31 protein-coding genes and 1 tRNA gene are annotated in these 26,768 nt (G+C 65.2%); 17 read left to right on the forward strand and 15 right to left on the reverse strand.

Going from position 1 to position 26,768, the window contains the following annotated elements; translation table 11 throughout:
* Window positions 1-125: 125 nt before the first annotated feature.
* A complete protein-coding gene (locus tag WDA27_12965; GenBank protein MFA5891840.1) occupies window positions 126-257 on the reverse strand; it encodes a hypothetical protein in 132 nt (43 codons plus the stop codon).
* Window positions 258-532: 275 nt separating this feature from the next.
* A complete protein-coding gene (locus WDA27_12970) occupies window positions 533-2,047 on the reverse strand; it encodes a DUF4173 domain-containing protein (GenBank protein MFA5891841.1) in 1,515 nt (504 codons plus the stop codon).
* Window positions 2,048-2,407: 360 nt separating this feature from the next.
* On the opposite strand from WDA27_12970, the gene WDA27_12975 reads away from it, so the two are divergent.
* A complete protein-coding gene (locus WDA27_12975) occupies window positions 2,408-3,718 on the forward strand; it encodes a TrpB-like pyridoxal phosphate-dependent enzyme (GenBank protein ID MFA5891842.1) in 1,311 nt (436 codons plus the stop codon).
* Window positions 3,719-3,757: 39 nt separating this feature from the next.
* Here WDA27_12975 and WDA27_12980 read toward each other — a convergent pair whose 3' ends face one another.
* Both WDA27_12980 and WDA27_12985 read right to left on the reverse strand, forming a co-directional pair.
* A complete protein-coding gene (locus tag WDA27_12980) occupies window positions 3,758-4,279 on the reverse strand; it encodes a hypothetical protein (protein MFA5891843.1) in 522 nt (173 codons plus the stop codon).
* Window positions 4,280-4,379: 100 nt separating this feature from the next.
* The gene (locus WDA27_12985) at window positions 4,380-4,583 is read right to left on the reverse strand and encodes a hypothetical protein (protein MFA5891844.1); all 204 of its coding nucleotides are present in this window, start codon (window positions 4,581-4,583) and stop codon (window positions 4,380-4,382) included.
* 302 nt (window positions 4,584-4,885) lie between these two features.
* On the opposite strand from WDA27_12985, the gene WDA27_12990 reads away from it, so the two are divergent.
* Window positions 4,886-6,325, forward strand: a complete 1,440-nt coding sequence (locus tag WDA27_12990; GenBank protein MFA5891845.1) for a serine hydrolase — start codon at window positions 4,886-4,888, stop codon at window positions 6,323-6,325.
* A 34-nt stretch (window positions 6,326-6,359) separates the two neighbouring features.
* Here WDA27_12990 and WDA27_12995 read toward each other — a convergent pair whose 3' ends face one another.
* The 4 genes from WDA27_12995 to WDA27_13010 all read right to left on the reverse strand — a co-directional run bounded on the left by WDA27_12995 (window position 6,360) and on the right by WDA27_13010 (window position 9,133).
* The gene (locus tag WDA27_12995; GenBank protein ID MFA5891846.1) at window positions 6,360-7,739 is read right to left on the reverse strand and encodes an NAD(P)/FAD-dependent oxidoreductase; all 1,380 of its coding nucleotides are present in this window, start codon (window positions 7,737-7,739) and stop codon (window positions 6,360-6,362) included.
* A gap of 105 nt (window positions 7,740-7,844) precedes the next feature.
* Window positions 7,845-7,985, reverse strand: coding sequence for a hydrophobic protein (locus WDA27_13000; GenBank protein MFA5891847.1), 141 nt, complete (start codon window positions 7,983-7,985; stop codon window positions 7,845-7,847).
* A gap of 121 nt (window positions 7,986-8,106) precedes the next feature.
* Window positions 8,107-8,310, reverse strand: a complete 204-nt coding sequence (locus WDA27_13005; GenBank protein MFA5891848.1) for a hypothetical protein — start codon at window positions 8,308-8,310, stop codon at window positions 8,107-8,109.
* Window positions 8,311-8,398: 88 nt separating this feature from the next.
* Window positions 8,399-9,133, reverse strand: coding sequence for a BTAD domain-containing putative transcriptional regulator (locus WDA27_13010; GenBank protein ID MFA5891849.1), 735 nt, complete (start codon window positions 9,131-9,133; stop codon window positions 8,399-8,401).
* A gap of 141 nt (window positions 9,134-9,274) precedes the next feature.
* Here WDA27_13010 and WDA27_13015 point away from each other — a divergent pair, with 141 nt between their 5' ends.
* From WDA27_13015 to WDA27_13035, 5 genes are all read left to right on the forward strand, one after another.
* Window positions 9,275-9,478 (forward strand): CsbD family protein, encoded by a 204-nt coding sequence (locus tag WDA27_13015; protein MFA5891850.1) that lies wholly within the window; start codon window positions 9,275-9,277, stop codon window positions 9,476-9,478.
* Window positions 9,479-9,481: 3 nt separating this feature from the next.
* Window positions 9,482-9,763 (forward strand): hypothetical protein, encoded by a 282-nt coding sequence (locus tag WDA27_13020; GenBank protein MFA5891851.1) that lies wholly within the window; start codon window positions 9,482-9,484, stop codon window positions 9,761-9,763.
* Window positions 9,764-9,850: 87 nt separating this feature from the next.
* Window positions 9,851-10,087 carry a hypothetical protein gene (locus WDA27_13025; GenBank protein MFA5891852.1) on the forward strand — a complete coding sequence of 79 codons (237 nt, stop codon included), beginning with the start codon at window positions 9,851-9,853 and terminating at the stop codon, window positions 10,085-10,087.
* A 248-nt stretch (window positions 10,088-10,335) separates the two neighbouring features.
* Entirely contained in the window at window positions 10,336-12,552 is a 2,217-nt protein-coding gene (locus WDA27_13030) for a DUF6351 family protein (GenBank protein ID MFA5891853.1), read from the forward strand.
* Window positions 12,553-12,672: 120 nt separating this feature from the next.
* Window positions 12,673-12,915 carry a hypothetical protein gene (locus WDA27_13035; protein MFA5891854.1) on the forward strand — a complete coding sequence of 81 codons (243 nt, stop codon included), beginning with the start codon at window positions 12,673-12,675 and terminating at the stop codon, window positions 12,913-12,915.
* A 185-nt stretch (window positions 12,916-13,100) separates the two neighbouring features.
* Here the strand turns inward: WDA27_13035 and WDA27_13040 are convergent, their stop codons facing one another.
* On the reverse strand, window positions 13,101-13,721 hold the full coding sequence (locus WDA27_13040; protein MFA5891855.1) for an NYN domain-containing protein: 621 nt from the start codon (window positions 13,719-13,721) through the stop codon (window positions 13,101-13,103).
* Window positions 13,722-13,972: 251 nt separating this feature from the next.
* Window positions 13,973-14,049 (reverse strand) — tRNA-Pro (locus WDA27_13045).
* A 78-nt stretch (window positions 14,050-14,127) separates the two neighbouring features.
* Between WDA27_13045 and WDA27_13050 the strand changes: the two genes are divergently transcribed.
* Both WDA27_13050 and WDA27_13055 read left to right on the forward strand, forming a co-directional pair.
* Complete coding sequence (locus WDA27_13050) at window positions 14,128-14,826, forward strand: Type 1 glutamine amidotransferase-like domain-containing protein (protein ID MFA5891856.1); 699 nt, start codon at window positions 14,128-14,130, stop codon at window positions 14,824-14,826.
* Window positions 14,827-15,063: 237 nt separating this feature from the next.
* Entirely contained in the window at window positions 15,064-15,186 is a 123-nt protein-coding gene (locus tag WDA27_13055) for a hypothetical protein (GenBank protein ID MFA5891857.1), read from the forward strand.
* A gap of 22 nt (window positions 15,187-15,208) precedes the next feature.
* Here the strand turns inward: WDA27_13055 and WDA27_13060 are convergent, their stop codons facing one another.
* On the reverse strand, window positions 15,209-16,636 hold the full coding sequence (locus WDA27_13060) for a hypothetical protein (protein MFA5891858.1): 1,428 nt from the start codon (window positions 16,634-16,636) through the stop codon (window positions 15,209-15,211).
* Complete coding sequence (locus WDA27_13065) at window positions 16,633-17,493, reverse strand: metallophosphoesterase (protein MFA5891859.1); 861 nt, start codon at window positions 17,491-17,493, stop codon at window positions 16,633-16,635. The genes WDA27_13060 and WDA27_13065 overlap by 4 nt, the downstream gene beginning before the upstream one ends.
* On the opposite strand from WDA27_13065, the gene WDA27_13070 reads away from it, so the two are divergent.
* A complete protein-coding gene (locus WDA27_13070; protein MFA5891860.1) occupies window positions 17,480-17,959 on the forward strand; it encodes a GatB/YqeY domain-containing protein in 480 nt (159 codons plus the stop codon). The two genes, WDA27_13065 and WDA27_13070, sit on opposite strands and share 14 nt — an antisense overlap.
* On the opposite strand, the gene WDA27_13075 is transcribed toward WDA27_13070, so the two are convergent.
* From WDA27_13075 to WDA27_13085, 3 genes are read right to left on the reverse strand one after another with little or no spacing between them, the layout of a single operon-like run.
* On the reverse strand, window positions 17,956-20,301 hold the full coding sequence (locus WDA27_13075; protein MFA5891861.1) for a PBP1A family penicillin-binding protein: 2,346 nt from the start codon (window positions 20,299-20,301) through the stop codon (window positions 17,956-17,958). The two genes, WDA27_13070 and WDA27_13075, sit on opposite strands and share 4 nt — an antisense overlap.
* Window positions 20,302-20,308: 7 nt before the next feature.
* Complete coding sequence (locus WDA27_13080) at window positions 20,309-21,424, reverse strand: ArsA family ATPase (protein MFA5891862.1); 1,116 nt, start codon at window positions 21,422-21,424, stop codon at window positions 20,309-20,311.
* A complete protein-coding gene (locus WDA27_13085) occupies window positions 21,421-22,368 on the reverse strand; it encodes an ArsA-related P-loop ATPase (protein ID MFA5891863.1) in 948 nt (315 codons plus the stop codon). The genes WDA27_13080 and WDA27_13085 overlap by 4 nt, the downstream gene beginning before the upstream one ends.
* 116 nt (window positions 22,369-22,484) lie before the next feature.
* Here WDA27_13085 and WDA27_13090 point away from each other — a divergent pair, with 116 nt between their 5' ends.
* The 7 genes from WDA27_13090 (at window position 22,485) to WDA27_13120 (ending at window position 26,658) form a co-directional block, all read left to right on the forward strand.
* Window positions 22,485-23,174 carry a DNA alkylation repair protein gene (locus WDA27_13090; protein MFA5891864.1) on the forward strand — a complete coding sequence of 230 codons (690 nt, stop codon included), beginning with the start codon at window positions 22,485-22,487 and terminating at the stop codon, window positions 23,172-23,174.
* A gap of 42 nt (window positions 23,175-23,216) precedes the next feature.
* Complete coding sequence (locus WDA27_13095; protein ID MFA5891865.1) at window positions 23,217-24,506, forward strand: NfeD family protein; 1,290 nt, start codon at window positions 23,217-23,219, stop codon at window positions 24,504-24,506.
* Window positions 24,507-24,654: 148 nt separating this feature from the next.
* Window positions 24,655-24,933, forward strand: a complete 279-nt coding sequence (locus tag WDA27_13100) for a WhiB family transcriptional regulator (protein ID MFA5891866.1) — start codon at window positions 24,655-24,657, stop codon at window positions 24,931-24,933.
* 96 nt (window positions 24,934-25,029) lie between these two features.
* Window positions 25,030-25,188, forward strand: a complete 159-nt coding sequence (locus tag WDA27_13105; protein ID MFA5891867.1) for a DUF4177 domain-containing protein — start codon at window positions 25,030-25,032, stop codon at window positions 25,186-25,188.
* Window positions 25,185-25,643: a RidA family protein gene (locus WDA27_13110; protein MFA5891868.1), complete on the forward strand. Its 459-nt coding sequence runs from the start codon at window positions 25,185-25,187 to the stop codon at window positions 25,641-25,643. The genes WDA27_13105 and WDA27_13110 overlap by 4 nt, the downstream gene beginning before the upstream one ends.
* A gap of 108 nt (window positions 25,644-25,751) precedes the next feature.
* On the forward strand, window positions 25,752-25,997 hold the full coding sequence (locus WDA27_13115; protein MFA5891869.1) for a hypothetical protein: 246 nt from the start codon (window positions 25,752-25,754) through the stop codon (window positions 25,995-25,997).
* Entirely contained in the window at window positions 25,984-26,658 is a 675-nt protein-coding gene (locus WDA27_13120; protein MFA5891870.1) for a hypothetical protein, read from the forward strand. Before WDA27_13115 ends, WDA27_13120 begins: the two co-directional genes overlap by 14 nt.
* The last annotated feature ends 110 nt before the right edge of the window (window positions 26,659-26,768 follow it).

A 26,768-nucleotide genomic window follows, 5' to 3' on the forward strand; every position in this document is an offset into this window, starting at 1 on the left:
GCACCTCACTTGGTTGCGCTCGTGCGCGCCGGTGCGAAGTTCGTGAATGGAAAACTGATCGAACGCAACACGGGGAAGGACGCCGCGTGATTCACGCCACGCGTTCCACAACATTTGACGATATCTCAGCCCTCGCCGTTCGTGCGCTGCCATTCACGCTGGCTCACGTCCTGCGGAACATCTGCCGCCGCGGGCAGCAGGACCAAAGCCCCCACCAACGCCGTCAGTGCGACGATCGCAATCTTCGCTTTCTTCATTTTGTCTACTCCTCGATCGCTTGCCGCCGCTCACCGTGTGTCGATTGAGCCGTGTCTTGCGAACACGTCCGTCCCGAGTCCCCGGCGATGCGAATTTGCCCAGGAAGAGTCGTGCTTCCCAGACGAGGCCTGCGGTACGGAGGCGAAGTCCGCCTACAAACCGCTGATCTCGTCCTATTTAGTACGTTTCGGGCGCGCGGCGGACAATCGGTTCAAGGACCAAAAGAGCTTCACGGAGAGCCGATTCGCGTGTTACCGAGACCCTAGGGGGTTGGTCAGAAATGCCTTCGGCGCGCGCACGATGCCTTCGTCACTCCGGCCTTTGTGAGCGCGCGCCGCGCTTGCGAACGGGAGAGGTTGGCGGAGCGCCAGCCCGGCTCGTCGCCCAACAGATCGCGGCGTTCGCAAAGGGCGGAGCGCAGGTCCGCGGCCGACTGACGGTCAAGGCGCTTAAGCAGATCAGTGACGGCGGGCACGGCGTCCGTGCCGAGGAAGTAGCCGAGGTAGGCGGTGTCGATCTTGGCGGTCGCGCGCCAGCGCGCGACGTTGCGCTCGGCCACGAAACGCTCGGGGTTGATGACGTTGACGCCGGCGAGCAACACCAGTGCGGTGGCGATTGCGGTGGTGAGCAAATGCGCGCGCCTCTGCTTCCACACCGCCCCCCCCAACACCGTGAGCATCAAGCCGATCCAGCAGATGGCGACGTAAGCGAAGAAGCGGTCCACTGTGAAACCGAAAGTGCTCTCGTAGAGGCGTAGCCGCATGAATGCCGACACCACGATCACGAACGTGAGCGCGACCAGACCGGTGGCGAGTTGTTGGAAGAGCCGGACTGCGCGCGGTGTCTCGCGCGCGCCGAAGTCCCACATCGCAACGACGAGCAAGACCGTGAGCACCGAGACGGCAATCAGTTGGAAAAAGCCCGAGCGCGCGTATTCCGCATAGGTCAGGCCTGGGGTGACGAGCACCCGACTGCGGCCGCCGAACAGAAATGCGAATTGCACGGCGACGAAGACGGCGAAGAGCGCCTCGACTCCGACCATCGCCGCGATCCATTGCGACGCGCTCAGACGAATGCGATCCGGTGCCGCAGGGAGATTCTCGAGTTGTCCGCGCAGCATGGTCGCGATCATCAGAGTCGCGAAGAGTGCGACTCCAGTCGTGGTGAGGAACAAGTGCTGCGCGACTCCGGAGAAGTTCCAGTCGGGGAGCGCAGGGGTGACGAGGTCGGCGAACACCTTGTCGGCCGACGCGAGCAGGATCGCGAAGATCAACACCACCGGGACCGCGACCAGACCGGTGCGCACCGCGCTCCTAACGCGCCCCGGCTCGACGCTGCGACCAAACGACGCCAGCGGCGAAAAGACGAATTTCGGAATCCGCCAGACGCTCGCCAGAAGGCCCAACGCAGCGAGCGCGAAACCGCGCAAGGACGTCTTCAGCAGATCTGCGTGTTCATAGGCGACCGCGGTTGCGAGCAGCGTCAGGATCGCGAGGACGTCGAACGCAATGAGGGATTCCGCCCCGCGCAAGGCCGGGAAGATCGAGAAGAACGTCGCGAGCGCGAGAAGGGCTTTGCCCTTCGCGTCGCTAACGCGGTTCCAGAGCGCTCCCGTGACGACAGCAATGAACAAAGGAAACGACACGCCGAGACTCTGACCGTTGAACGCGGCGTCGAACAGGATTCCGATCGCGAGAACCATAAGCACGAGGCGCGCGCTGGATGTGACCTCACCGCGCCAGGACAGGCTGGGAATGTCTTTGCGATCGTTTGGCATGCCAATCACCATGCCCGCCCGCTCCCTCGGCGGCCATGTCCCATCGGGCACACCCTTTTCCCGCTGGAATCAAAGTCGAACGTCTTGACCCTGCCGCCGAGGGAGTCGTTTCTGGTGGCGATGGTTTTCGTCGTCACCATGCGCGCGAACGGTCTACGTCGGTGTTTTCAATCTCTACCATCGATGCCTAAAGGGGACCTGTGCTGAATCCTCGGAGTGGTTTTGAAAGCGTCGTTTGCGCCCTGAAAACCAGAAGGCGTGGGCGGGGGAGCGCGCCTACAACAAGAGCGGTTTTGCGCACGCACGCGCCTTTCGGCGAATCTATGCGGGCCATCCGGCGCCTGGAAGGACACTCGGACAGGGAGAATCGGTATGCCGACGCGCGGAACGAAGTTCACCCTTCGCGACAACCAAGTCCCAACTGCTTGGTTCAACGTAATCCCCTCGCTGCCGACTCCGCCGTCGCCGCCGCTTCACCCGGGCACGCGCGAGCCGATCGGCCCTGCGGATCTCGAGCCGTTGTTCCCGATGTCGCTGATCGAGCAAGAGGTCACCACAGCCGAGTGGGTGGACATCCCCGGCAAGGTCTTGGATGTCTATCGCATGTTCCGCCCGAGCCCGATGATCCGCGCGAAGCGACTCGAGAAGGCGCTGAAGACTCCCGCGCGCATCTACTACAAGTACGAGGGCGTCTCGCCCGCCGGATCGCACAAGCCGAACACCGCGATCCCGCAGGCTTATTACAACAAGGCCGCGAAGGTGAAGCGCATCGCGACCGAGACAGGCGCCGGACAGTGGGGAAGTGCGATCTCGATGGCATCGGCCTTTTTCGGGCTCGAGTGTCAGGTCTACATGGTCAGGGCTTCCTACAACCAGAAGCCGGGGCGTCGCGTGATGATGGAAACGTGGGGCGCGCGCGTGACGCCGTCCCCGTCGAACGAGACCGAGGCGGGCCGCGCGATGCTCGCGCAAGACCCGGACTCGCCGGGCTCGCTGGGTATGGCGATCTCGGAAGCCGTCGAGGAGGCCGCGAAGCGCGCCGACACCAAGTACGCCCTCGGCAGCGTGCTCAACCACGTGTTGCTGCACCAGACCGTGATCGGCCTCGAGGCCAAGCTTCAGATGGAGAAGGCCAAGGACTACCCGGACGTGATCGTTGGGTGCGTCGGCGGCGGTTCGAACTTCGCGGGCCTCGTGTTCCCGTTCGTTCCCGACCGCACGCGGGACGGCCGCGATATCCGGTTCCTGGCGGTCGAGCCGACGGCATGCCCGACGCTTACCCAAGGTCGCTTCGAGTACGACTTCGGCGACACCGCGGGAATGACTCCGCTGGTTGAGATGTACACGCTCGGCCGCGACTTCGTCCCGCCGCCGATTCACGCCGGTGGGCTGCGCTACCACGGCGACGCGCCGGTGCTTTGCCGTCTGGTCAAGGACGGGATCATCGATGCGGTCGCCTATCCGCAGTCGAAGGTCTTCGAGGCGGCGATGCAGTTCGCGCGCACCGAGGGCATCATTCCGGCGCCCGAGTCCGCGCACGCAATCCGCGGCGCGATCGACGAGGCGCTGGCATGCAAGGAAAGCGGCGAGTCCAAGGCCATCTTGTTCGGCCTTTCCGGCCACGGACTGCTCGACCTCAACGCCTACGAGTCCTACCTCGCCGGAAGCCTGATCGACGCATAATCGCGCGCTGAGCGCGGGAGCCGGGCGGATCGGAGTTGATCAGTCCCCGGGGGCGGACGTTGGGCGATGGGCGACTGCGAGGAAGGCCTGTTCGGCTTCGGCCAGAACAGGGCGCCAAGTCTCAGGCGGCTGGTTCGCGGGGACGTCGAACTCTTCGATCAGCAGTCGGATGATGCCCTCGAGGGCGATCCGTCCGGTGGGGAAGTGGATCTTGCTCAGGCCGCGGTGCGCGACTCCGCTCTCGGCGAGCCGTCCGTGGATCTGGACGTGCGCTTGCGGGTGGGGATCGGCGCCGGCTTCGCGGATGTAGTCGTAGCGGAAGATCCAGCGCTTGCCTTCGCGGTCGAGTTGATACTGGTAGCTCGACTTCTCGACCTTCATGCGGCGACCATCCGGCGTGTCGTCGAGGTAGAGGGACACGCTCAAGCGGAGATAGTTGCCGTTCGCGAGTTTGATCGGATCGAGGATCTTACCGGGGCCCCCGAGCGCTGCGCGCTTGCGTGGGCCGGGCCCGTAGAAGAGCCGGGGCGCAGAGCCGGCGTCTGCGATGGTCAGTTCCATGAGCCGGGCGGTGAGGTCGCGGAACGCGAGGAAGGAATCCGGTCTGCCTGACTTGTAGTGGCCGGTGAGCTCTCGAACCGCGGCGAGGAGATGCGGGAGCTCAGGCGGCCTGGAAGATGACGTCGTCGTCGGGAAGGAGGTCGGCTAGGACGAGGAGGTCGGCGACGCAGCCCGGATCCTGGAGATCTCCGAGCCGGTAGCGGCGCAGCAACTCGACGGCTGAGAGGTTCAGGCGGGTGCGCGCGCCATCCTCGAGCGCGGCGATGATCTCGTCGCGGGTCATTTCCAGTTCGACTGGCGGCACAGTCCACCTCCTCCTGAAGACAATATCGGCGGGGCGCGACACGACGTCAACAGGGCGGGCTCGAATTGCGACCTTCGGCCGCGAACGGACTCTTGCGACGCGAGGAGTTGAGATCTGGGAGCCCGCAGGCGTCCCAGCCGCCTCGCGACAGCCGGGTGATGACGTTGATCTCGGTCGCCTGGGGAGGAGCCGGGCGCCGCTTGGCGAAGTACAGCGCAATCCTGGAGCACCCCTAGCCGGACGCGCCGGGATGTCGGAGGGAGCGGTCGCTCGAACGAGCGCGGGGACGAGGAGGCACGACGATGCGGAAGCGGACTCTGATCTGGGTGACCGGGGTTTTGATCTTGGCTCTCGGCGTTACCGGTACCGGGTGGTCCGACGAGGAGCCGGACGAGGGGACGATCCTCCTTGAGGAGATCCCAAACATCGCCAAAAGAAGCGTGCTCTATTCGCTTCCTCCCGACCCGGAGTCTGCCCTCCAGGCGCTGTCCACCATGCCCGAGGGCTTGGATCGCGTTATCGCGATGCATCTCGGCCGGCTCTACCCGACTCCGAATGAGTTGACCCCCGGTGTGGCGCCGCTGATCAGTCTGCTGGGCGCGCGCGCGGACCTGCTCCTCAACCAGGACCACTGGAACAAGAAGGTGCAGGACTTGTCCAACGGGGAGTTCGCCATCCTCCTGCTGCCCGTGGACGCGACGACCGTCATCGTCGTCATGCCGACCGAGGTCGTGGAGGCGGACCCACGCGCCACGCCGCTTCCGCAGAGGCGCGTGGACCTGAGCGGAGTTACCTACACCTACAACGGCGAGACTCGAACGGTCGAGCAGTACATGGCCGACGGGGCGACCAACGCGATCGCGTTCATGCACCAGGGCAAGTACGTGTACGACGACTACCAGAACGGGTTTACGCCCGACACGCGTCACCAGATGTGGTCGGTCACCAAGTCGGTGACCACGGCGCTGGTGGGCATCGCGGTGGGCGAGGGGTTGGTGGACTCCGTCCTGGATCCGATTGAGAAGTACATTCCCGATGCAGCGGGGACCGTGTGGGAAGGAACCAGCGTCGAGGATCTGCTCCAGATGGAGTCGGGCATCTACTGGGTGGACGTTCCGGTGCACCAGCCTGAGGAGCTTGTCCTCATGGGGTTGGACTTCCACACCAACGGGCTCTACGGCATGACTCGGAACGAATACCTGCTCCAACTGACGCGCGTCTCCGAGCGAGGCAAGCAGTACCGCTACAACAGCGCCGACGCCCAGATGCTCGCGTGGCTTCTCGAGAACGTTTACGGGGAGTCGTACTCGAAGATTCTGTCCGAGAAGATCTGGCTGCCGGCCGGGATGGAGAACGACGCGTTGATCATGATCGACCGGGAGGGGCACTCGTTCGCCTCCATGGGCCTGTTCGCCACTCCGAGAGACATGGCGCGCTTCGGTGAGCTCTACCGCAACGGCGGCCAGAACCTGAAGGGTGAGCAGGTAGTGCCCGAGGCGTGGGTTGCGGCTTCCTCGGACTACTCCGTGGAGACCGGGGGTCCACGCGGCTACATGTGGGCCAAGTGGGACGGCGGATACACGGCTGTCGGGTACGGACACCAGCGCGTGAGCGTCGCGCCGGCACTCGACATGGTCGGAGTGCGCTTTGGAAACGACCCGGTGGACTCCAACGGCCCGAAGGAGTGGGAGGCTGTCTACTTCGCCGTCGCCGACGCGCTCGCGAACGGCGAGGACGGGTAGCCCCGCTCTCTCGGGCGCCCCCGAATCCGCGCGCTCATCGGTCGAGTGTCTCCGCGAGTTGTCCGAACGCGCCGCGAACCGCTTCGGAGATCGTCGGGTACGCGTGGATGGCGTCGGCGGCCGCGCGCAACGGAACGCGGCCGGCCATGGCGACGACGATCTCGTGGATCATCTCACCGGCGCCTTCTCCCACGATGTGGCCGCCGAGCAACTCGCCGGTGCGCGCGTCTGCGACGAGTTTCACGTGCCCCTCGGGTTTGCCTTCCATGAGGGCGCGCTCGTTGTCGGCCAAACGCAGTAACGATGTGATGACGTCATGTCCGACCTCGCGCGCAGCGCTCTCGCTCAAGCCGACGCTCGCGACTTCCGGATCGCAGTAGGTCACCTTTGGGACCACACGGTAGTCGCGCGCACGAGGCTTGCCTCCGATGTCGTCGACGACCAGTTCCGCTTCGTACCCGCCGACATGGGTGAAGAGCAACTCGCCGGTGGCATCGCCGGCCGCCCAGACGTTCGGCGCGGTCGTGCGCAGCGTCTCGTTCAAAACGGGCTTGCCCTTGTCGTCGAGCTTCATCCCGATCGCGTCGAGATCGTGACCGTCGAACACCGGTCGCCGTCCGGTCGCGACGAGCACAGCGTCGGCGTTAAGCGGCGCGCGACCGGCGATCTCGACGCGCCAGCCTTCCGTGCTATGGCGAGCACTCGCGATCTCCGCGCCGGTGAGGATGTCGATTCCGTCGGCTTCCAGGGCTTCGCGGATCGCTGTGCCGGAGTCTTCGTCCTCGGGCGGAAGCACTCGATCGCTCGCTTCGACGATGGTCACGCGCGAGCCGAAACGCGAATAGATCTGCGCGAACTCGACACCGATCGGCCCCCCACCGATCACCACGAGCGAGGACGGGACGCCCGCGGAGTGCCAGATCGCCTCCTTGTTCGTCCAGTACGGGCCGTCGCCGAGACCGTCGATGGGCGGGATCACGGCTTCGGTCCCAGTCGCGAACACGATGTGGTCGGCAAGGATGCGCTCGCCGGATGCGGTCTCTAATTCATTCGGACCCGTCACCCGAACCTCGTCCAGAATTACGCGCGCGCCCTTGTCGGTGAACGGGCGCGCGCCTTGCGATGTGTTTTGCTCGATGATCCGCCGCACGCGCGCGCGCACGGCGTCGAAGTCGACCTCGACGCTTCCGATCCGGACGCCGAAAGCGCCGGCCGCGCGCGCGAGCGCAGCGATCTTTGCGCTGCGAAGCATGACCTTGCTCGGCACGCAGCCGTACCAGTTGCATTCGCCGCCGAGGCGATCGCGCTCTGCCATCCCCACGCGCATTTCGCCGGCGGATGCGATACGGCCGACGATCTCAGAGCCGGTGCCGCCACCGCCGATCACGAAGACATCCAAGCGGTCGGTCACCATCGATTCGAGCCACCTCCTCGACATCGCGCTTGAGATCGGCGGCGTTGTGCCTGTCCGAGAGGTGCTGCGTCACCGGATGTCGCGACTTCACGGCGCGCGATTCCGCTAATGCAGGGTGCGGCGGCCGGGGCGAACCACTCCGACGAGCCACAGGATGCCGAGAATCAGCGCTGCCCACCACAGAATCTTCGCAGTGAAGATTCCGAGCAGGAACAGAACCACAGCGAGAACCAAGAGAAAGACCACGACCGTCTCCTTTTCTGAAGGGCCGACTACCTCCCGACAGCATCGCCTCGTCACGTCACGCATGCGTTACTGAAAGCGAGCCTTGCCGGCGACGAGTGCCCAGTGCCGGTGGGCCCGTCGGTCAGCTCGGATTCACAAACGATTCCACCCAGGTCTTAACCGCGGCGTAGATGTCTTTGGGGTCAGCGGCAACAGCCATCGCTTGCTCGGGGCTTGCCGAGTCGAATGTTTGCGTGATGTGCGCGCGCAACCCCTCGCGAGCGTTTCCTTCAATCCATAAGCGCACGATCAGGATCCCGGTGCGGTCGGAGGATTGGGTCTTCATGAGCCCATCTTCTCCTGCGACCGTCACGCCGACGTTACCCGGAGTTTGTCCGAATCTGATCAGACGTGCCGATGTCGGAGCAGACGGTTCAGCTCGAGCCTTCGATCAAGGCTCGGATGTCATCGGAGGGCTCGACTCCCAACTCGGTATGAACGAGTTCACGGAACGCCTCGTACTCGCGGCGCGCGGCACCGATGTTGTGTTCGGCTAGGTGCGCTCGGATGAGGGCGCGACGCGCGCTCTCACGCAAGGGTTCGCCCGATACGGCAGCGAGGCCCGCTTGGACGGTCTGCCCGAACCGGCCTTTCGCACTCAGCCGGAGGCAGAGGGCTTCGAGCGCGCGCAAGCGGAGTTGGTGGTATCGCTCGCGCTCCATAAGCACCCAGTCGTCGGTCCAGTCGGGCAGGATATCGGCCGAGAGAACCTCTTCGTTCACCGCAGCCACGTCGTCGAGGTCCTGAGTCGGGTCGAGCACCTTGTGGGCGAGCGCTTCACCCTCGCGGAGATCGACGGCCACCGTCGGCGACAGAACGAGGTGATCACTGGTAAGAGCGACCAAGGTGTACGTAGGGTGGTGGAGCCGCCACAAAGCCGAACGGAGGCTGCCTCCCGCGCGGTGATCAGTTGATTCCCCCCACAACGAGCCGCCGACGAACGTGCGGAGCAAGGGCTGTTCGTGCAGAGCGAGGAAGCAGACGAGTCGCTGGGCGTCCATGGGCAATGAAACGTCCTCGGCCTCAATGCTTAAATGAAAGCCGCCTAGTAAGCCAAGCCGCACCGGGGTCTGAGATCCAGCCGGTGTGGATGCGCCGCTCAAACTCATCGCTGGTCTCCTCGGCCCCGGGCATCCTTGCGGGGTTCTTCTTCGATGGATCCATTCTACGCCGCGCCGGTGACGCCGGCGTGACACGGGTCGCGCACAGTGACCCAAGAACGACATAAGACCTCGGAGAAGGAGACCGCTATGAGCGGGAAGACGGACAAGGTGGCGGGCCGCATCAAGCAAGCGTTTGGCGCGCTCACCGGCGACAAAAAGCTCAAAAGGGACGGACGAGCAGACGAACGCGCCGGCAATATCAAACAGAAGGCCGACGACTCGATCGATGCCATCCGAGACAAGCTCGAGGATGCGGCGGAGACGCTTAACCCGAGCGAGAAAGAGAAGTGAGTGATGGGCATTGGGATCAGTCTCTTCGTAGGTGTCGTCGGCGCGATCTTGCGTTATGCCGTCACCGGTTCAGCAAACCAGCAGGGCTTCAACATCCACACCGGCGGCGCCATCCTGATGATCGCCGGCGCGATCGGACTTGTGCTGTCCGTGCTGTTCTGGAGCAGCTTCGCTCCGTTCGGCCGTCGCAGTGAGTCGAGCAGCCGCACGGAAGAGCTCATCACAAAAGACGGCCACGAGCAGGGCCACATCGTCCGAGAGACGCGGGATCATCTCGCAGGTTGAGCGCCCGGATGCGCGGATTGATCACCGCGAGCGCTGCGCCGAGCTAGATCCCTTCCTGCTTTGGGCTCGGCATGAGGAGGCGGTCACATGGCAACTGCAATGGCTTTGGGCGGCTTCTTCGCAATGATTGTTGTCGCCCTGCAGTTCAGCAACTGGGCGGAACGGTGGCTGGCATCCGGTGCGTCACCGGTCAAGACGCGCGTGTCTGACGCAAAGACGACGCCATCTCGCGAGCTTTTCGCGTTCGCCCGGGAACACAAGACTGTTCGTGCCGCCTATGTCGCCCCGATCGTTGGAGGTCCGTCATGTCAGACGCGAAGGTGACACAGGGATTAGAAACCAAGGAAGAAGAAACGGATCCAAAGCTTGAGGAGAAGGCGGAAAGCGACTGACTCGACCCTGGGCACCCACGCGATCGACAGCGGCGGCAACGAAGAAGCCGGAGCGTCGCGCGGGACGACGGACTGCATAGTGCTGAGAACCGGCCGGACACGATGCTCGCGCGCGGCGCCCATGCAAGACAAGAGAGATCGTTAGGCAGGTGATTCGATCGGAGTGTCGAAAAGTCCGGAATGAATAGGACGAAGCGGATCTTCCTAACGCTGAGCTTGGCCCTGGGCATGATCCCGGTGGCCACGCATGCCCTCACGGGCTCGGACCTCGATGAGATCGCGATCGAGGTGCGCTCCAACCGCGCGGACCTGATCTCGGACGGGAATGCGCTCGTGCGTGTCTTGCTGCCCGAGGACGCCTCCGCGTCCGACATCGTCGTGGACGTCGACGGCACCGACGTCACGGCGGATTTTGGCGTGCGCTCCAGCGGCGCGTTCGAGGGAGTACTTCTCGACCTCGAGTTCGGTGACAACATCGTGACCGCGGCGCTGCCGGATGGACGCTACGCGCGCCTGACGATCACCAACCACCCCAACGGCGGGCCGATCTTCGGCGGTCCGCAACTCCAGCCCTGGAGGTGCCAGCAAGGGGCGACCGACGAGCAGTGCAACCAGGATCCGCAGTACACCTATGAGTATCTCTCGACCGACCCGCTGAAGTTCGGGCTTCAGCCGTACGACCCGGCGAATCCCCCGTCGGATGTGGCCACGACCACGACCGACGAGGGCGTGACGGTTCCCTTTGTCGTGCGCCAGGAACTCGGATATCAGGATCGCGATCAGTACAGGATTCTGACGCTGATGGAGCCGGGCGAGTCCTGGAGTCGCTGGGACCCGCCGGATCACTGGAACCACAAGGTGTTGATCCCGCACGGCGGCGGATGTGGGGCGTCGCGCGGAGCCGGCAGCGCGCCGTTGTTCGACTACAGCGGGAACTTCCCGCCGAACCCCTTCTATACCGACAGCTACATCACCGCTCTTGGGCGTGGGTTCGCGGTCATGTCCACGGCGCTGAACAACAACGGACACAACTGCAACTTGGTGCTGCAGGCCGAGTCTTTGATCATGGCGAAGGAACGTTTGATCGAGGAGTACGGGGACATCCGCTACACCATCGGGACCGGGTGCTCCGGCGGTTCGATCGCGCAGCAGCAAGTGGCCAACGCGTACCCGGGTGCCGTCTACGATGGTCTGGTCGTCACCTGCGCGTACCCCGACAACATTTCGACCGGCGCACAGTTTGCCGACTACCACATGCTTCGGGCGTACTTCGAAGATCCATCCCGCTGGGGCGACGGGATCGCGTGGACGCCGGCGCAGTGGGCGGCGGTGGAAGGCCGACCGGATCCGGTGAACGCGATTCTGGCCGACGAGATGTTCTTCAAGGGCGCCACCAATCCCGGCGGCGGGTGCGTTCCCGCGGACGTCGTCTACGACCCGGAGACCAACCCCGGAGGCGTTCGCTGCTCGATTCTGGACGCGATGATCAACGTGTTCGGCCCCCGTCCGGAGAGCGTCTGGTCTCCCATGGAGCAGGAGGCGGGCAAGGGCTTTGCCGGACAACCCTTCGGCAACGTCGGGATCCAGTACGGCCTCGGCGCGTTGGAGCAAGGCCTCATCACCGTGGATCAGTTCCTGGATCTCAACGCCAAGATCGGCGGCGGTGACATCGACATGAACGCCACCGCGGCGCGCCTTCTCGGAGATGAGGGAGCGTTGGCGAACTCGTACCGGAGCGGCGCGATCAACGAAGCCAACAACCTGAGCGGCGTGGCGATAATCGACCACGCCGGACCGGACCCCGGAGCCGCGCACGACTACGTGCACACGTGGTGGATGCGTTGGCGCTTGGAGCGTGAGTTCGGCCACTATCGCAATCACATTCTGTGGTTCGGCCCGACCGCGCTCATCGGCGATGTGAGCTGGTCCAACGAGGCGTTCCTCGCGATGGACCGCTGGCTTGCGGCGGTCGAGGCCGACGACTCGGACAAGTCGATCGCGCAGAAGATTCTCGACGACAAGCCCGCGGACATTCGCGATCGCTGCTCGTACGCTGCGGCGGCCGGTGCGGCGCCGACCGACGATGTGTGTTCGCCTCCGTTGGCTCAGACGCGGTACGGAAGTCCGCGGTCAGTCGCCGGAGGACTCGCGACCGATGACGTAAACGCCTGTCAGTTGCGACCGCTGCGTCGCTACGAGGTTCCGATCGAGCTGACCGATACGCAATACGAGCGAATGCAAGAGGTCTTCCCGTCCGGCGTTTGCGATTGGGCGAAGCCCGGTGTCGGCCAGCAGCCGACGATTCCGTGGCTCACGTATCAGCAGGCCGACGGGAGCGTGGTCTACGGAGGCCGGCCCCTCGGCCCGCCTCCGACCTCGGTCGCCGGCGCGATGTGAGCTTCGGGAAGCCGCGCTTGCGCGGAGCGAGGGGAGTTGCGGTGGGCGCGCGCGATCGCCGCCCTTGGTGCCGGGGTTCCTTGACGACCACACCGAGCGGTCACCGGGAGGACGGCTGCGATGACTGCTGAGCGTGTCGACGAGGCGATCGAAGTGATCGCGCGCGAGGATGCGGAGCTCGGCATGTGGGCGAAGGCGGCAGCGGATGTCCTGACTGAGGGCGAGGGCGAGGAGATGATCCACCAGTCGTCTCTCCAGCACCGGCTCTGGTGCTACCTGCCGAAGAAGACGGATGAGGAGTCTTGGGCGCCTTTGGTCGCGCTGCGCGCGGCCTGGACCTACGCTCCGGCCACAACTGGCTGATCTTGAATGCCCGCTTGGGGCGGCCGAAGGTGGAGAGCCCGGAAAAGCAGAGACCCCCTCTCGGGGGCCTCGCGGCCCAGCCGCCTAGACGACTGGGGGGATAGCCGGACTCTACAACACGTCAAGGATGGCGCCAAGGGTCAAGGGTGCAGAAAGTGGGGAACCTGCTGCTAGCAGGAGGTTGCCTACCATGCTCCGGGCCTCCGAAATGTACCTTTCTCATCGCGAATCTCGGCGGGGAACTGGCACTTACCAAGGACGCTTCCGAACAATTGCTTTGCCCCTCCTCGAGACTGGAGAGCGAGGCTCTTCCTGGACGCAGGATGTGGATTCACGATTGTCACCGGGCAGTTCAGGACGTGCTCGGCGATCCTCACCGGGGTCAGCAGGTCCGAGTCGTTGGTGATGATTGCCCCCGCCTCCATGTCCTTCTGCCAGGCGTCCATTAGAAGGTAGGAGGCGATATTCACATCCGACCCCTTCTCCTCGGTCTTCACTACTTGGACGGAGGACGGCCCCGTCTGAGGCGGATTCGTCAGAGTCATCCAGACATTGTTTCGCTGGAAGAACCCGAAGTGAATGCTTACCTTCGGCAGTGTGCGGAGGGCACGCAGGTAGGTCTCCTGCCGGGCATTCTGCTGAGGATCCGCCGCACTGGGGATTACCCGTGCCGTGAAGTAGCGAATCCTGTGCACCTCTTCCTTAGGGAAGAGTCGCCTGGCTACCGCGTCAATGTCAAGCCACTTGTATTTCGAGCCCCTGAGCGACCCGTAGTACAGATTGAAGCCGTCGATGTAGACGTTCATCTTTGCCATGAACCTAAGAATAGGCCCATTGAGCGACAGTTCGGCCAATCCAATGTGGTTCTGCATCCCAGGGTCTCGCCCAGACCGTCGACGCGACCCCAATGGAGCGCGTACTGCGCACTTCCCTTCGACGAGGACGGGCAGGCGCAGGCCGCGCGAGGACACGGAACGACGCCAAACGTCGAGAAGAAGTGTGAATCAACGACGAGCGAAGAACCGCAGGTGAAAAGGCCTCTGACCAGGTAACTTGCTGGTCGGGAAGGGGGGACTTGAACCCCCGGCCTCCACGTCCCGAACGTGGCGCGCTACCAAGCTGCGCTACTTCCCGTGCCGATCATTATACGGGCACCGCGCGCCCAATGAACTTCCGTTTCCGGGGGCCCGGGCGCGCGCTACTCTCGGGTGAATGAGCGCGCCGGACGGATGGCAGGATCTCGTGGACCGAATTCCGCACGGGGCGGGGGCGATCGGGCTCCTTTCGAGTGACGAATACACCCCCGACGTCCTCGAGTTCGATCGTGCGCTGTTGGCGCGCGCCCGCGGAGGCGCAAGGCCGAAGAATATCGCGCTGATTCTTTGTGCGGATCATCGTGCGGCATCGCTGAACGCGCGCAACGCTGCGACGTATTTCCAAGCGCTCGGCGCACGCGCGTTTCCGCTAGAAATCGAGCACGGGCCGCGCGCGCGCGCAACGACTCCGATCCCGGATTTCGACGTCATCTACATCGGCGGCGGCAGTCCGTCGCAGTTGCTCGGTTGCATGCGCGACTCGTCGGTTTGGGAAACGGTGCTTGAGCGGTGGCGTGCGGGCGCGGTGCTTGCGGGAGCAAGCGCGGGAGCGATGGCGCTGTCGATGCACTGCCAAGTTCCTCGCGCCGGCGATCGAGTTCCGACGCAGTGGACGGCGGGACTTGGCCCCATCAGCAACATCGCATTCGCGGTGCATGCGACATCGCGATCACGCGCGTGGCTCCAAGAGAGCGCAAAGACCGCACCGTTGCCGCTGCTTTGTATTGAGGACAAAACGGGCGTCGTTCTTACGGTGAATTCGTCTGCGCAGGTTGTGGGTTCGGGGCGCGTGTGGGTGATGAAGCCGACGCCTTAGGTGCGCAACCCGAATTACATTGGTGGCCGGGTTTGTGAAGAAGATGGGCCAAATATGGGGGTTCCCTGCGCACATATGGCGGTGCTAGCATGGCGCTCCCTGAGGGGGACGGGCCTGCAGGTCCGTAACGGGACGAGTACTTTCGAACGGGGAACCGGGATGGAAGAGGATCGGCTCGACTGCAGTTGGTGTGGCAGCGCACGATCGATCGAGTACGGGATTTGCCAAGTGTGTTTGATGGAGTATCCATTGGACACGAAGGTGATTTCGCTCTCGACCGCGCGTGTTGTTATGGGCAAGATGACGCGCCGCACGATCGACCTGACCGACGCCGGCGTCGCAGATCGTTCGTCGAGTTAAGTAAGGCTCGCGGTCACGTCGATCACGCGATGCGAACGAACACGTCCCACGTTCGGTTGATGTCGTTCTCGACTGCATCTGAGTAGATCGCATCGAACGCGACGACATCGCCGCGCGCCGAGACGGCACCGCGCGCGATCCACTCGTCGCCATCGGTGGATGTGGCGCGCGCGAGTTGCGCGCCCGACTCCGACAACGACACGCGTCGCGTCTTGCCGCTGCGAGAGTCGTGAACGAACACGTCTTCGTGGTCGTTGGAGTCGGCCGAAACCACAGCACCGTCGGCGGAAACAAACGCTACGAAGTGGGCGTCGCGTGAGAGCGCTACCGCGTCGACTTCTTGTGCCGCAAAGGCGGTGAGCGATCCGTCCGCGAGGCGCTTCAAGAAGATGCCGGTGGTGACTCCGGGGACCAGGTTGTCCGAGTCCGAGACGAAGGCGACGACGGTCCCGTCGGGGCTGATGGCCGGCAGGCGCGCGCCACGTGATCCGGGAACTCCTGCGTTGGATGTGTCCGCCCTCGTCGTGGTGCCGTCGGTCAGATCTCGGACGAACACGCCGGCGCACGGCTTGGCGCACGCCTCGGGGGTAAGGCGCGCGCCGGATTCGAAGGCGACCCGTCGACCGTCGGCCGACATCGACGGGCGGCTCGACTCGGCTTCGGCCTGGGCTCCGCGGGCGCCGATCGAGGCGCGCACCAAGGTCTTCTTCGTGCGATCGCGCACAAACACGTCTAAGCACGACATTCGGCCGTCGGGGCCGCAGCGGTTGGTGTCGCCGGCAACCAGGTTCGATGCCCACGATGCGAAAGCAACGTAGCGGCCGTCGGCGGAAATCGCCGGGCTCTCTGCGTCGGCGACGTCGTCGTTGCCGGGCGTCCCGTTCGCTGCCGCGGACACCAGCTCGGACCGGCCGGTCGAGCGGTCGTAGACGTACGTCTGAGCGCACGGCTGCTCTTGCATGGCGCAGGCGGGCGGGATCTCGGGGGAAACCAGGTTGGTCGCCTCTGAGACGAAGGCTATGAAGCGGCCGTTGCCGGAGATCGCGGGTGCGTAACTCGGGCCGTTTGCCTCGGATCCGGACGACGCGACCGACACACGCGTGGTGCGACCGGCGGTGAGGTCGCGCACGAAGATATCGGGCTCGTCGTTCAAGTCGCCCGAGACGAGGTTGGCTGCTGCCGAGGTGAAGGCTACGAAGCGGCCGTCTGCACTGATCGAGGGAGAGCGGCTGGGGCCGTCTCCGAGGCCCCCGTCGATTCCCACCGAGACCGCTTCGGTGGTCGGCGCGCGCGTGGGCGACGGCGACGGCGACGGCGAGGGTTCGCTCGCAGTAGCGCTGGGCGAAGGAGATTGCGAAGGCGTGGGAGTCGGCGAAGCCTGCGGTGTCGGAGCGCGTGAACAAGAGGCCAGCATCAGCGCGGCCAAAGCGGCTGCGGCTACTCGGTTCATGATTCGTTCCTTGGGACGAGTTCCAGCACGCAGACCTCCGGTCGGCACGAGAATCGAATTGGGGCGAACTTCGAAGTTCCCAGACCTGCGCTCACATGCAGCCATGCGTTGCCGATCCGGTGCGCGCCGCGCGCCATCCGCAGCGGCAGAGTGCTGTTGGTTACCAGCGCGCCGAGGAGCGGCACGCGCACTTGGCCGCCGTGTGTGTGGCCGCACAAGATCAGGTCGTAGCCGTGGCGCGCGACTTCCTCGACGATGTCGGGGGAGTGCGCGATGGCCATGCGGAATCCTTTGGCGGCGCGCGTGCGCAACGCTCCTAGGTCCGCGCGGCCGATGTGGGCATCGCCGAGACCCAGGACCTCGATGTCGCCGACGCGCACGGTCCGGTTGTCGATGAACTGCCAGCCGTGCTCCTCGAGCCCTCGAACGAGGTCTCTCCAGGGATTGGAGCGACCGGCGGTTTGCGGGTCGTGCGTCCACAGATAGCGCAGCCAGCTGCGCGGAGCAGGTCCGTGGTGATCGTGGGACCCGAGCACGAAGACTCGTCCGGCGCGCGCCGGAATCGCGCCAAGCGCGGCCACCGCGGCAGGAAGGCCACTCGCGTCTTCCAGAAGGTCTCCGGTAGCGACGACCACGTCGGGCTCTAGGGCCGCGAGTCCGGCAAGGAAGCGCTGCTTACGGCGCTGCGCCGCGCGCATGTGCAAGTCGGACACGTGAAGCACCCGCAACGGGCGCGCGCCGGATGCCAAGCACGGGATGTGATGGCGCCGCACGGCCCACCAGTAGCGCTCGATGAGCGATGCATAGGCGAAGACCGCGAGGCCGAGCGCGACAAAACCAAGGATGAGACGCAGCACGCGGCGTATCCTAGTCGTCACGATGTTGAGGGATCAGATCTCCGAAGACATGCGTGCCGCGATGAAGGCGCGCGAGCAGACGCGCGTCGGCACGTTGCGGATGCTGATGGCGGCCGTGAAGAATTCAGAGGTCGAGCGCGGGCGCGCGCTCGACGATGACGAGGTTCTGGACGCCATCACGCGTGAAGCCAAGCGCCGTCGCGAGTCGATAGACGCCTTCACCAAGGGCGGCCGCGACGAATTGGTGGCCAAAGAAACCGCCGAACTTGCGGTGCTGGAGTCGTACCTTCCCGCAGCCCTTACCGAAGCCGAACTCGCGGCGCTGGTTGACGAGGCGATTGCCGAAGCCGGCGCGACCGATCCCAAGCAAATGGGTGTGGTGATGAAGGTTCTGGTGCCCAAGATCCGCGGGCGCGCGGACGGTGGAGCGGTTTCGGCCCTGGTGCGCGCGCGCCTGGGAGCCTAAGGCTTCTTGCCCTTGCTGGGGGTCGGCGACGGCGACGTCGATCCCGATCCCGACGGCGACGGCGACGGCGAAGGCGACGGAGACGGCTTCGGGGACGGTGACGGTGACGGTGGGGGCGGCGGTGCTGCTCCATCCGACACCCGGAGCGTGACCATGACGCCCTTCTGTACTGCGGTCGCAGCGGCCGGATCCTGGGAAACAACGGTCCCCTTCGCGCGTCGCGAGGAGACAACCGCGGCCTTCACCGTTGGGAACCCGGCTTTCTTCAGCGCTTCTTGCGCGTCGGCGAGAGCCATGCCCGTGACGTCGGGCATGGAGACGCTCGGCGAGGCAGGCGCTTTCGGGAACTCCTTGACGGCAAGTCCCTGGTGCGCGATTCGCATGTAGCGCGACCAGATCATCGCGGGGAGGCTGCCTCCGTAGACCTTCGGTAATCCGTGGATGTTCTTCAGCGGCCGCTTGGTGCTTTCGGGGAACCCCAGCCACACGACGGTCGCGTACTGCGGCGTGAAGCCGGCGAACCACGCGTCGGTGTAGTTGTCGGTAGTGCCGGTCTTTCCGGCGGCAGGACGCCCGATCCGGCCGTTCTTGCGGCCGGTTCCGCGCAGGATCACCCCTTGCAGGATGTCGGTCGCCTGGGCGACGACGGCGCGCGTGACGCGCTGCTCGCAGTTTGGTTCGTTGCGCACAACCGTGTGGTTGTCCGGGGTCGAGATTCGCGAGATCGAGTAGGGCTGACACCACATGCCTTGGTTGGCCATCGTCGCGTACGCGCTGGCCATCTCCAGTGGCGTGACTGCGATCGAGCCGAGCGCGAGCGACAGGTACGGCGGCAGCTCTTGCTGGATGCCGAGCTTCTGCCCCATGGCTGCGACTTTTTCTGCTCCGACGAAGTTGATGAGCTGCACGTAGTAGGAGTTCACCGACAACTCGGTCGCGCGGCGAAGGTTCATGTAGCCGCCGCCGCGGCCGTCATAGTTGTTGACGATGTAGTCCTTGCCTTGGGCGTCCTTCAGCGTGATCGGCGAGGGAGTGTCGAAGGTAAGGCTTGGCGAAATCCCTGCTTCCAGCGCGGCCATCAGCGTGACCGGCTTGAATGTCGATCCCGGCTGGCGCAACCCCTGCGTCGCGAGATCGAACTTCTGGTTCTCGAAGTTGCGGCCGCCGACGACCGCGCGCACCGCACCCGTCGTCGGATCGATCGATGCAAGCGCTGCCGACGGATCGCCCTTGCGGTTGAGGATCTTCTCGATGCTCTGGGCCGCACCCTCTTGGGCTTTCGAGTCAAGCGTCGTCTGGATGCGAAGACCGGCTTGGAATATCTTGCGCGCGCGCTCGGCGCGCGTGGCGCCGAATCGAGCGTCGTTCAGGATTTGCGACTTGATGTACTCGATGAAGTAAGGCGTCTTGGTTCGGGGGAGCGGGTGCGCTGACGCGCCGAGCGCGCGCCGCGAGTACTTCTCGGCCAGCTCTCGGGTGATAAAGCCTTCGTCGGCCATGCGACTCAGAACGAGGTTGCGTCGTCTCTTCGCGGCGTCGGCGTGGCGGATCGGCTCGTAGTTCTCGGGGGCCTTCACGACTCCCGCGAGCAGCGCGCTCTGCACCGGCGTCAGCCTCTCGACGGGGATACCGAAGTAGTACTCGGCTGCGGCGCCGATGCCGTAGACGCCGTTGCCGAAGTAGGTCTCGTTCAGGTACTGCTCAAGGATCTTGAGTTTCGGCGTTGTCTTCTCCAGAGCGACGGCCAGCCGCGCCTCGCGGATCTTGCGATCGATCGAGCGCTCGTTGCCGACGAGGGTGTTCTTTACGAGCTGCTGGGTGATCGTGCTTCCGCCCTGGCGCACGGCGCCTGAGCGGAAGTTGAACAGCAGGGCGCGCGTGAGTCCGGCGAGATCAACCCCGTGGTGGTCGAAGAACTTCGCGTCCTCGATGGCGATGATCGCGTTCTGCGTGTTCTTTGGAACCCGACTCAGCGCGACGTAGACGCGGTTTTGCTCGCCGGCGAGTGTTGCGAGCACCGCGCCGTTGCGGTCGAGTACGACGGAGCGCTGCGCGACTTCGGGCAGGTCGGCCGAGCCGATCGGACCTGAGAAGCGATCAGATATCGTTCCGATGGTCTTGCTCGCGACGGCGATCCCGGGGGAAACGGCTAGGGCCGCCAGCAGCCCGGTAAACGCGGCGACGATGATCAAAAGCGCGACGCGGTGAACGAGTTCGGTGCCGTCCAACAGGGGCGGGTTTACGCGTTCGCCGAAGTGCATCGCGTCCTGGATGCGCGCGCGCCACTCCGCGCGGGATCGGGGAAGTCGATGGCGGGCTGATTCGTCGTGGACGTTGTCCATTCGAGAATCAGGGTACCGCGTTGCCGTCCGCGAGGAGATTCCCCACCGTACGCAGGGATTTCACGTCTACTACGTCGTCGGCGAGGTCGGGAACGCGCCAGACGGGCGTGTCCTCGAAGCCGGTGAACGCGTCGGCAAGCAGCCGCTCCTCGCGCGCGGCTACAGAGCGCCACAGGCCGTATACGTCCAAGGTTTCACGCAGCGGGCCTTTGGGCGCGCGCGCCGCGAGCCCGGCGAGATCCTCCAACCCGGTTACCGACGGGACGCTGTGGGTGCGGTTAACGACGATGCCGCCGAGGGGCATATGGTCCGCAGTAAGACGCTCGGCGAAGTAGCGGGCTTCGCGCAGACTCGCCTCTGTGGGGGAGGTCACCACGACGAACCCGGTGCGGCGCGCGCCGAGCAACTCGCGCACGCGCACCGATCGACTCTTGAAGGTCTCGTACATCCCTTCGAAGGCTTGGAAGAACTCCGCGACGTCGCCGAGCACCTCGCTGCCGGTGATGCGGGTCACGGTACGCAGCATCGTGCGAGTACCGAAGTTCAACAGCTTTAAGCCGGTCTTGCCGGCCTTCAAATACGGCCACAGCATCAGCCGCAAGAAGCGCCCTTCGAGGAAGTCGGTGAGCCGGCGCGGGGCGTCGAGGAAGTCCAGTGCGCTGCGCGTCGGGGGAGTGTCGATGACGATCAGTTCCCAACGACCTTCTTCGTGCAGCTCCCACAACTTCTCCATCGCCATGTATTCCTGCGTGCCCGAAAGCGTCGAGGAGACATGCTTGTAGAAGGGGTTGGCGAAGATCTTCTCGGCACGATCGCGCGTCGTCATGTCAAGGATCATCTCGTCGAACGTCCGCTTCATGTCGAGCATCATCGCGTGCAGTTCGCCCGAGGACTTCGTTCGTCCGAGCTTGGCGGGGTCGACGTGGTGCGGCGTGTTGCCGAGGAACTCGACGCCCAGCGATTGCGCGAGCCGTTTCGCCGGGTCGATCGTGCATACGATCACCCGTTTGCCGTTGTCGGCCGCGCGCAACGCCAGCGCTGCCGACATCGTGGTCTTGCCGACGCCGCCCGAGCCCGTGCACACGATGATGTGGCGTTCGGACAGGAGATCGTCGATCTTCACAGGTGTGCTCCCAGGAGTCCGGAAAGCGTCGCGATCTCGTTCTTGCCGATGTGATCGGAGAACACGTATGGAAGCTCGACGCGCGCCAGGTCGGTTTCGGCGGCTAGGGCGGATATCGCCTTGCGCTGGTTGCGCGCGCGCCGCGCGTGCGCGGTCGCAACCTCGGCAAGTCCGCGGATCGCTTCATCGGAGAGGTCCATTCCCGCGGCTGCCTCGCGCAGTGTGGCTGCTGGGTCGCGTCCGAGCGCGCGCACTTCCGGCCACACGGCGTTTACCACGATCGGCCCAAGCGCGATTCCCATCGCGCGGAAGATATCGGCGCTTTCGACGGTTTCGCGCACCGGCATTTCCTCGGGGTGGGTGACCAAGATCACCTGTGTTCGTTTCGGGTCGAAGACCATGTCGATCACGCCTTGGGCTTGCTGGCGTATCGGCCCGCCGCGGACGAGTTCGCCGACCGCGCGCGGCGCGTCCAGGATGCGCGGCAACCGTCCGGTCGGAGGTGCGTCCAGAATGATCAAGTCGTAGACGTAGCGGCCGTCCTCGCGGCGTTGCTCGGCCTCCTTGATCTTGCCGATCAGCAAGATGTCGCGCAGTCCCGGGGCCGTGGACGTCGCGAAGTCCACGATTTTCGAGTGCACCAGCGCGCGCGACAGCCTCGGAATTCCGTAGAACAACTGCAAGTACTCAACGAGCGCCTCGTCGGCTTCGACCGACATCGCGGTGAGGTTGGGCGCAACTTCGGTTTCCGCGTAGTGCAGTTCGGTCAGGCCCAGAAGCGGGGCGAATGCGTTGCGAGCCTCGACTTCGGCGAGCAGAACGCGGCGGCCCGATTCGGCGGCGGCTTTCGCGAGCGCGACCGCCACCGTTGTCTTCCCGACGCCTCCTTTACCGGAGACGATGGCGACGCGCGCGGCACCCAGGCTTTGAGACATTGCAGCCATGATAGCCGCGCGCCTTTCGCCCTACGCGTGGGCCGATCGGTTGCCGGCGGGATTTCACACACTCGACCCCGGTTGTCTTGACCGGAGGGAGGGCAGTCGCGTGGCATGCTTGGCGGATGATGCGTGAGGCGGAGGACCTGGTCGCGCGCTTACGCGCGCTCGGCAGCGAACGCAATCGGTCCGGTATGGCGCGGTTCGGGATCAACGTCGAGCACGCTCTTGGGGTTTCGGTGACCGAGATCCGGCGTTTGGCGCGCGCCGCCGGGCGCGACCACCGCCTAGCCTCGGCGCTGTGGAAGACCGGAATCCACGAGGCCCGGATCCTCGCCTCGATGGTGGAGGACCCGGCCGCGGTCACCCCGGCGCAGATGGACCGGTGGGCGCGCGCGTTCGACTCCTGGGACGTGTGCGACCAGGTCTGCATGAACCTGTTCGACAAGACGCCGTATGCCTGGGACAAGGCCGTCGAGTGGAGCGCGCGCGAGGCCGAGTTCGTGAAGCGTGCGGGATTCTCGCTGATGGCCTCTCTGGCCTCCCACGACCGCGAGTCGCCGGACGCGCGCTTCGGCGCTTTCCTCGAAGCGATTGAGCGTGAGGCCGCCGACGACCGCAACTTCGTGCGCAAGGCTGTGAATTGGGCCCTGCGCGGGATCGGAAAGCGCAACGCGTCATTGAACGGGCGCGCGGTCGCGGTCGCCGTGCGCCTGAAGGCCCGGCCCGAGCGCGCGGCGCGTTGGATCGGGTCCGATGCCCTGCGGGAATTGCAGAGCGAAGCCGTGCGCGCGCGCCTCGCGAAGCGCGGGTAGGCCCGGCACCGGCACCGGGCGCTGAGTATCATTGCCCACCTGATGCGTCGAGTTATCGCGGCGATTGTGCTGGCTTTGGGTCTGGTTCCGGCCGCGGCCGCGCTGGCGGCGGAGACCGGCCCGGTGGTGGACGTGGTCGAGATCGCCGGAGTGATCGACCGGCCGATCGCTGAGTACGTCATCGAGCGCATTGCCGCTGCCGAGCGCGACGGCGACGACTTGGTGGTCCTTCACATGGACAGCGTCGGCGGTGTGAAGATCTCGGACGGGCAGATGCTTCCGCCGCTCGTGCGCGCCGTCCGGGACGCGAAGGTTCCGGTGGCTGTGCACGTTGGACCTCGCGCGGCGCGCGCCGAGGGTCTGGCCGTTTATCTGGCCGCTGCAGCCGACGCGGCGACGATCGGCCCGAGCGCGCGCATGGGCCGCGCCGACCCGATCGACGTCGGGCGCGCGGGAGCCGTGTCGCGCGCGGTCCAGCGGGAGGAACTCGCTGCGCTCACGTCGCGTCGCGGAGGCACACTGAGTGGGGATCCCTTCGGCTGGTATGGAGCGAACGCCGCAGTCGAAGCGGGCCTTGCCGACGCCGTCGTCCCCGGCGTGGACGAGCTGCTCCGGCGCTTGGACGGCAAAACCGTTGCCACGTCGCGCGGCGCGGTGAAACTCAGTCTTCCCTCCGACGGAACCATCGTGCGCTTTGGGCAGCCGGGGCCGATCCGACGGTTCCTGCACGCGTTCGCCAATCCCGCGCTGGTCTACGTGGCCCTTTTCGCCGCCGTGCTCATGATCGTGTTCGAGCTGTTCCAGCCGGGGTTCGGCGTGGCCGGCGTCACCGGCGGCTTGATCTTGGTGGCGACGACATATGGGTTCACGGTCTTGCCTGCGCGCTGGGATGGGCTGCTGATGCTCTTGGTGGGTTTCGTTCTGTTGACGATCGACGTTGCGCGCGACGAGCTGCTCGTGCCGACGGCCCTTGGATCGGCCGGGATCGTGGCCGGCTCACTGAGGCTCTTCAGCGGCCGGACGGACGCGGTCCGGCTTTCTCCTTGGCTGATCGGCTTCTGCGTCGTGTCGGCGCTGATCGTGTTCGTTCCGGTCATGACATGGGTGCGGCGCCAACGCGCGCCGGTCTCTGCGGCCGCACACCGCGAGCTGATCGGTCGGGTCGGCGATGTTCGCAGCACGCTCAACCCCGAGGGCTACGTGTGGGTGGACGGCGAACTTTGGCGGGGGCGCAGCGAGGACGGCAGCCGGATGCGCGTTGGGGAGCCGATCACGGTGGCGAGCGCGCAGGGTCGGGTCCTGATCGTGCGCCCGTCTGCCCTGAAGGGATAGCCCGGGGCCTGGACCAGCGGGAACGACTTTGCCGGAGATTTTTTCCCAGATATTGCTCCGCCGGGAACATCCAGGGACTTCTCGGCGTCGGTAGTAGGTGAGGAGGCTGAGGACCATCGTGCGTGCGGCCCCGGGACGGTCGAGCGCGGTGGGCGAGGTGGTACGGGCGAACTGGCATGAAAGCGTTGGATGGCAAGACCGGGCGGCATGTCGCAGCGCCGACCCCAATCTGTTCTTCTCTCCGCAGCACTTGGAGGACAGGTCTGAGCGGCGCGCTCGCGAGGCGCGCGCCAAGGAGATCTGTGAGGGTTGTCCCGTCCTCGGGGCGTGTTTGACCTTCGCGATAGATACGAATGAGCCTCACGGGATCTGGGGCGGAATGAACGAAGGGGAGCGCCGGCGGTCTGTGGAGAAGCGCGCCGGCTGAGGTCGACCTCTCCGGGCGATCGGTGGAAACCTGCCGGTCGCCCGTTGCGTTTCCAAGGTCCGGTAGGCTCGGCGTCACTCGAGCGGGAGGTGCCGCATGCAGCAGTGGGAGTACGTGTCCGTGCCCTTGATCCCACACGCCATTGCCGAGATCTTGAACAACTGGGGCGAAGAAGGCTGGGAACTGGTGCAGGTGTACATGCCGACGGAAGTCCCCGGGACCGTCGCGCTCCTCAAGAGGCCGAAGTCGTCGTGAGTGCCGAGGCGCGTTTGGCGGAACTCGGCATCGTGCTCCCGGAACCACCGGCACCGGTGGCGAGTTACGTTCCGGTCGTGGTCGCCGGTGGGTTCGCTTACGTGAGCGGCCAGGTGCCTTTGCGCGCCGAAGGACTTCCGCGTCTCGGATCGGTCGGCGCGGAAGTGACCCAAGAAGAAGCAGTCGAAGAGGCGCGCTATTGCGGCATCAACATCCTCGCGCAGTTGCGCGCGGCGCTGGGTTCACTCGACAACGTGGCGCGCGTAGTGAAGCTGACGGTGTTCGTTGCATCGGCGCCGGGGTTTCGCATGCAGCCGCTGGTTGCCAACGGCGCGAGCGACTTGATGGTCGAGGTGTTCGGCGACGCAGGCCGCCACGCGCGCGCGGCCGTCGGCGTGGCGGAGTTGCCGCTGGGCGTTCCGGTCGAGGTGGACGCCGTGGTGCAGGTGCGCTGAGAGGCTCTGCGCGCGCGAGGTCGGTTCTTCGCGCGCGACGTGCGAAGTGCCCGAGTTGATCCGACGATCGGGGGTGGGGATGTACGCGAGGCGCCTTGCTCTACCGCTGTGCCTGCTGTTATTGAGCGCGTGCGGATCGCGTGCGGACGTGTCGTATCGGGGGTCAAGCCCGGTCGCGAGAACATCCAATGTCGACTCGCCTTCACCGTCGCCATCGCCCTCACCATCGCCGAGTCCAAGCCGCTCGCCTCGGAGCACGACACCGGTTCTTCGTGCGTGGCCGGAGACGAAGAACTGCCGCTCGGGTCCCGCGAACCGTCCGGCGATGTTGGGGATCACCATGGTCGACTATGACGATTGGTCGGCCGGGGAAGGCTGGCGGCCCTGGCCCTACAGGGAGGCAATTCGCGCGCTGGAGCGCGCAGGGGTCTCTGCCCAGATGGTCAAGCGGTCCGGTCCGGCAATGTGGTCGGGGCATGCTCTTGCGCGCGGGACCGAGAGCGCGTTGTTGCGCTCCGCGAGGTTGATTGAGGGCATGGACCCGCCCGGCGACGCGTCCCCGGCCGACACCCGGATCGAATGCGCCGGGCACGTCTTCCTCGACCGTCCGCCAAAGCACTTGCGGGGTAAGTTCAGTATCGAGGTTCGGAAGGGAACAAACGTGAAGGCGCTCATCGCCCGGATGGGCGGACGAGAGCGAATCCAAGACGATGCTTCCCGCGAAGGCGAGGGGCGTTCCTGGTGGGATCTTGTCACGCCGGATCCAAGCAGGGTGCAGCGCGCGATGCAGTATCTGGACAACTCTGAGGTGCTGGGCGTCGGTCTCGAGCCGAACTGTTGGAACGAGTGCGACTTCCGCACCTACGGCCCCCAGATCGATCGGGGGCTGTTCGGAACCGTGCGCCTGCACGACGGCAACTGCATGCCGGGGCCATCAAGCGCCATGAGGAGCTGTCGTTCCCGACCGGTCGCCCGGAGCATCTCCATCTACTCGCCGCCGCTAGGAGACCGCTGATTTAGTCGCCAACTTCGGCGGTGTTTGGGTCCCGATGTGAGAACATCGCACCATGGCCAAGGGGAAGACTCCAACCCAGGTTCAGTTCGAGGACGCGGCCCGGCTCTTGG

The organism is Actinomycetota bacterium, from assembly GCA_041658565.1.
Taxonomy (GTDB): domain Bacteria; phylum Actinomycetota; class AC-67; order AC-67; family AC-67; genus JBAZZY01.

Bases quoted from the DNA above. Each gene is read 5' to 3' on its own strand.
- WDA27_12965 (MFA5891840.1), bottom strand. From the start codon at position 257: ATGAAGAAAGCGAAGATTGCGATCGTCGCACTGACGGCGTTGGTGGGG.
- WDA27_12970 (MFA5891841.1), bottom strand. From the start codon at position 2,047: ATGGTGATTGGCATGCCAAACGATCGCAAAGACATTCCCAGCCTGTCC.
- WDA27_12975 (MFA5891842.1), top strand. From the start codon at position 2,408: ATGCCGACGCGCGGAACGAAGTTCACCCTTCGCGACAACCAAGTCCCA.
- WDA27_12980 (MFA5891843.1), bottom strand. From the start codon at position 4,279: ATGGAACTGACCATCGCAGACGCCGGCTCTGCGCCCCGGCTCTTCTAC.
- WDA27_12990 (MFA5891845.1), top strand. From the start codon at position 4,886: ATGCGGAAGCGGACTCTGATCTGGGTGACCGGGGTTTTGATCTTGGCT.
- WDA27_12995 (MFA5891846.1), bottom strand. From the start codon at position 7,739: ATGGTGACCGACCGCTTGGATGTCTTCGTGATCGGCGGTGGCGGCACC.
- WDA27_13005 (MFA5891848.1), bottom strand. From the start codon at position 8,310: ATGAAGACCCAATCCTCCGACCGCACCGGGATCCTGATCGTGCGCTTA.
- WDA27_13010 (MFA5891849.1), bottom strand. From the start codon at position 9,133: ATGAGTTTGAGCGGCGCATCCACACCGGCTGGATCTCAGACCCCGGTG.
- WDA27_13015 (MFA5891850.1), top strand. From the start codon at position 9,275: ATGAGCGGGAAGACGGACAAGGTGGCGGGCCGCATCAAGCAAGCGTTT.
- WDA27_13020 (MFA5891851.1), top strand. From the start codon at position 9,482: ATGGGCATTGGGATCAGTCTCTTCGTAGGTGTCGTCGGCGCGATCTTG.
- WDA27_13025 (MFA5891852.1), top strand. From the start codon at position 9,851: ATGGCAACTGCAATGGCTTTGGGCGGCTTCTTCGCAATGATTGTTGTC.
- WDA27_13030 (MFA5891853.1), top strand. From the start codon at position 10,336: ATGAATAGGACGAAGCGGATCTTCCTAACGCTGAGCTTGGCCCTGGGC.
- WDA27_13035 (MFA5891854.1), top strand. From the start codon at position 12,673: ATGACTGCTGAGCGTGTCGACGAGGCGATCGAAGTGATCGCGCGCGAG.
- WDA27_13040 (MFA5891855.1), bottom strand. From the start codon at position 13,721: ATGAACGTCTACATCGACGGCTTCAATCTGTACTACGGGTCGCTCAGG.
- WDA27_13050 (MFA5891856.1), top strand. From the start codon at position 14,128: ATGAGCGCGCCGGACGGATGGCAGGATCTCGTGGACCGAATTCCGCAC.
- WDA27_13055 (MFA5891857.1), top strand. From the start codon at position 15,064: ATGGAGTATCCATTGGACACGAAGGTGATTTCGCTCTCGACCGCGCGT.
- WDA27_13060 (MFA5891858.1), bottom strand. From the start codon at position 16,636: ATGAACCGAGTAGCCGCAGCCGCTTTGGCCGCGCTGATGCTGGCCTCT.
- WDA27_13070 (MFA5891860.1), top strand. From the start codon at position 17,480: ATGAGACGCAGCACGCGGCGTATCCTAGTCGTCACGATGTTGAGGGAT.
- WDA27_13075 (MFA5891861.1), bottom strand. From the start codon at position 20,301: ATGGACAACGTCCACGACGAATCAGCCCGCCATCGACTTCCCCGATCC.
- WDA27_13085 (MFA5891863.1), bottom strand. From the start codon at position 22,368: ATGGCTGCAATGTCTCAAAGCCTGGGTGCCGCGCGCGTCGCCATCGTC.
- WDA27_13090 (MFA5891864.1), top strand. From the start codon at position 22,485: ATGATGCGTGAGGCGGAGGACCTGGTCGCGCGCTTACGCGCGCTCGGC.
- WDA27_13095 (MFA5891865.1), top strand. From the start codon at position 23,217: ATGCGTCGAGTTATCGCGGCGATTGTGCTGGCTTTGGGTCTGGTTCCG.
- WDA27_13105 (MFA5891867.1), top strand. From the start codon at position 25,030: ATGCAGCAGTGGGAGTACGTGTCCGTGCCCTTGATCCCACACGCCATT.
- WDA27_13120 (MFA5891870.1), top strand. From the start codon at position 25,984: ATGGTCGACTATGACGATTGGTCGGCCGGGGAAGGCTGGCGGCCCTGG.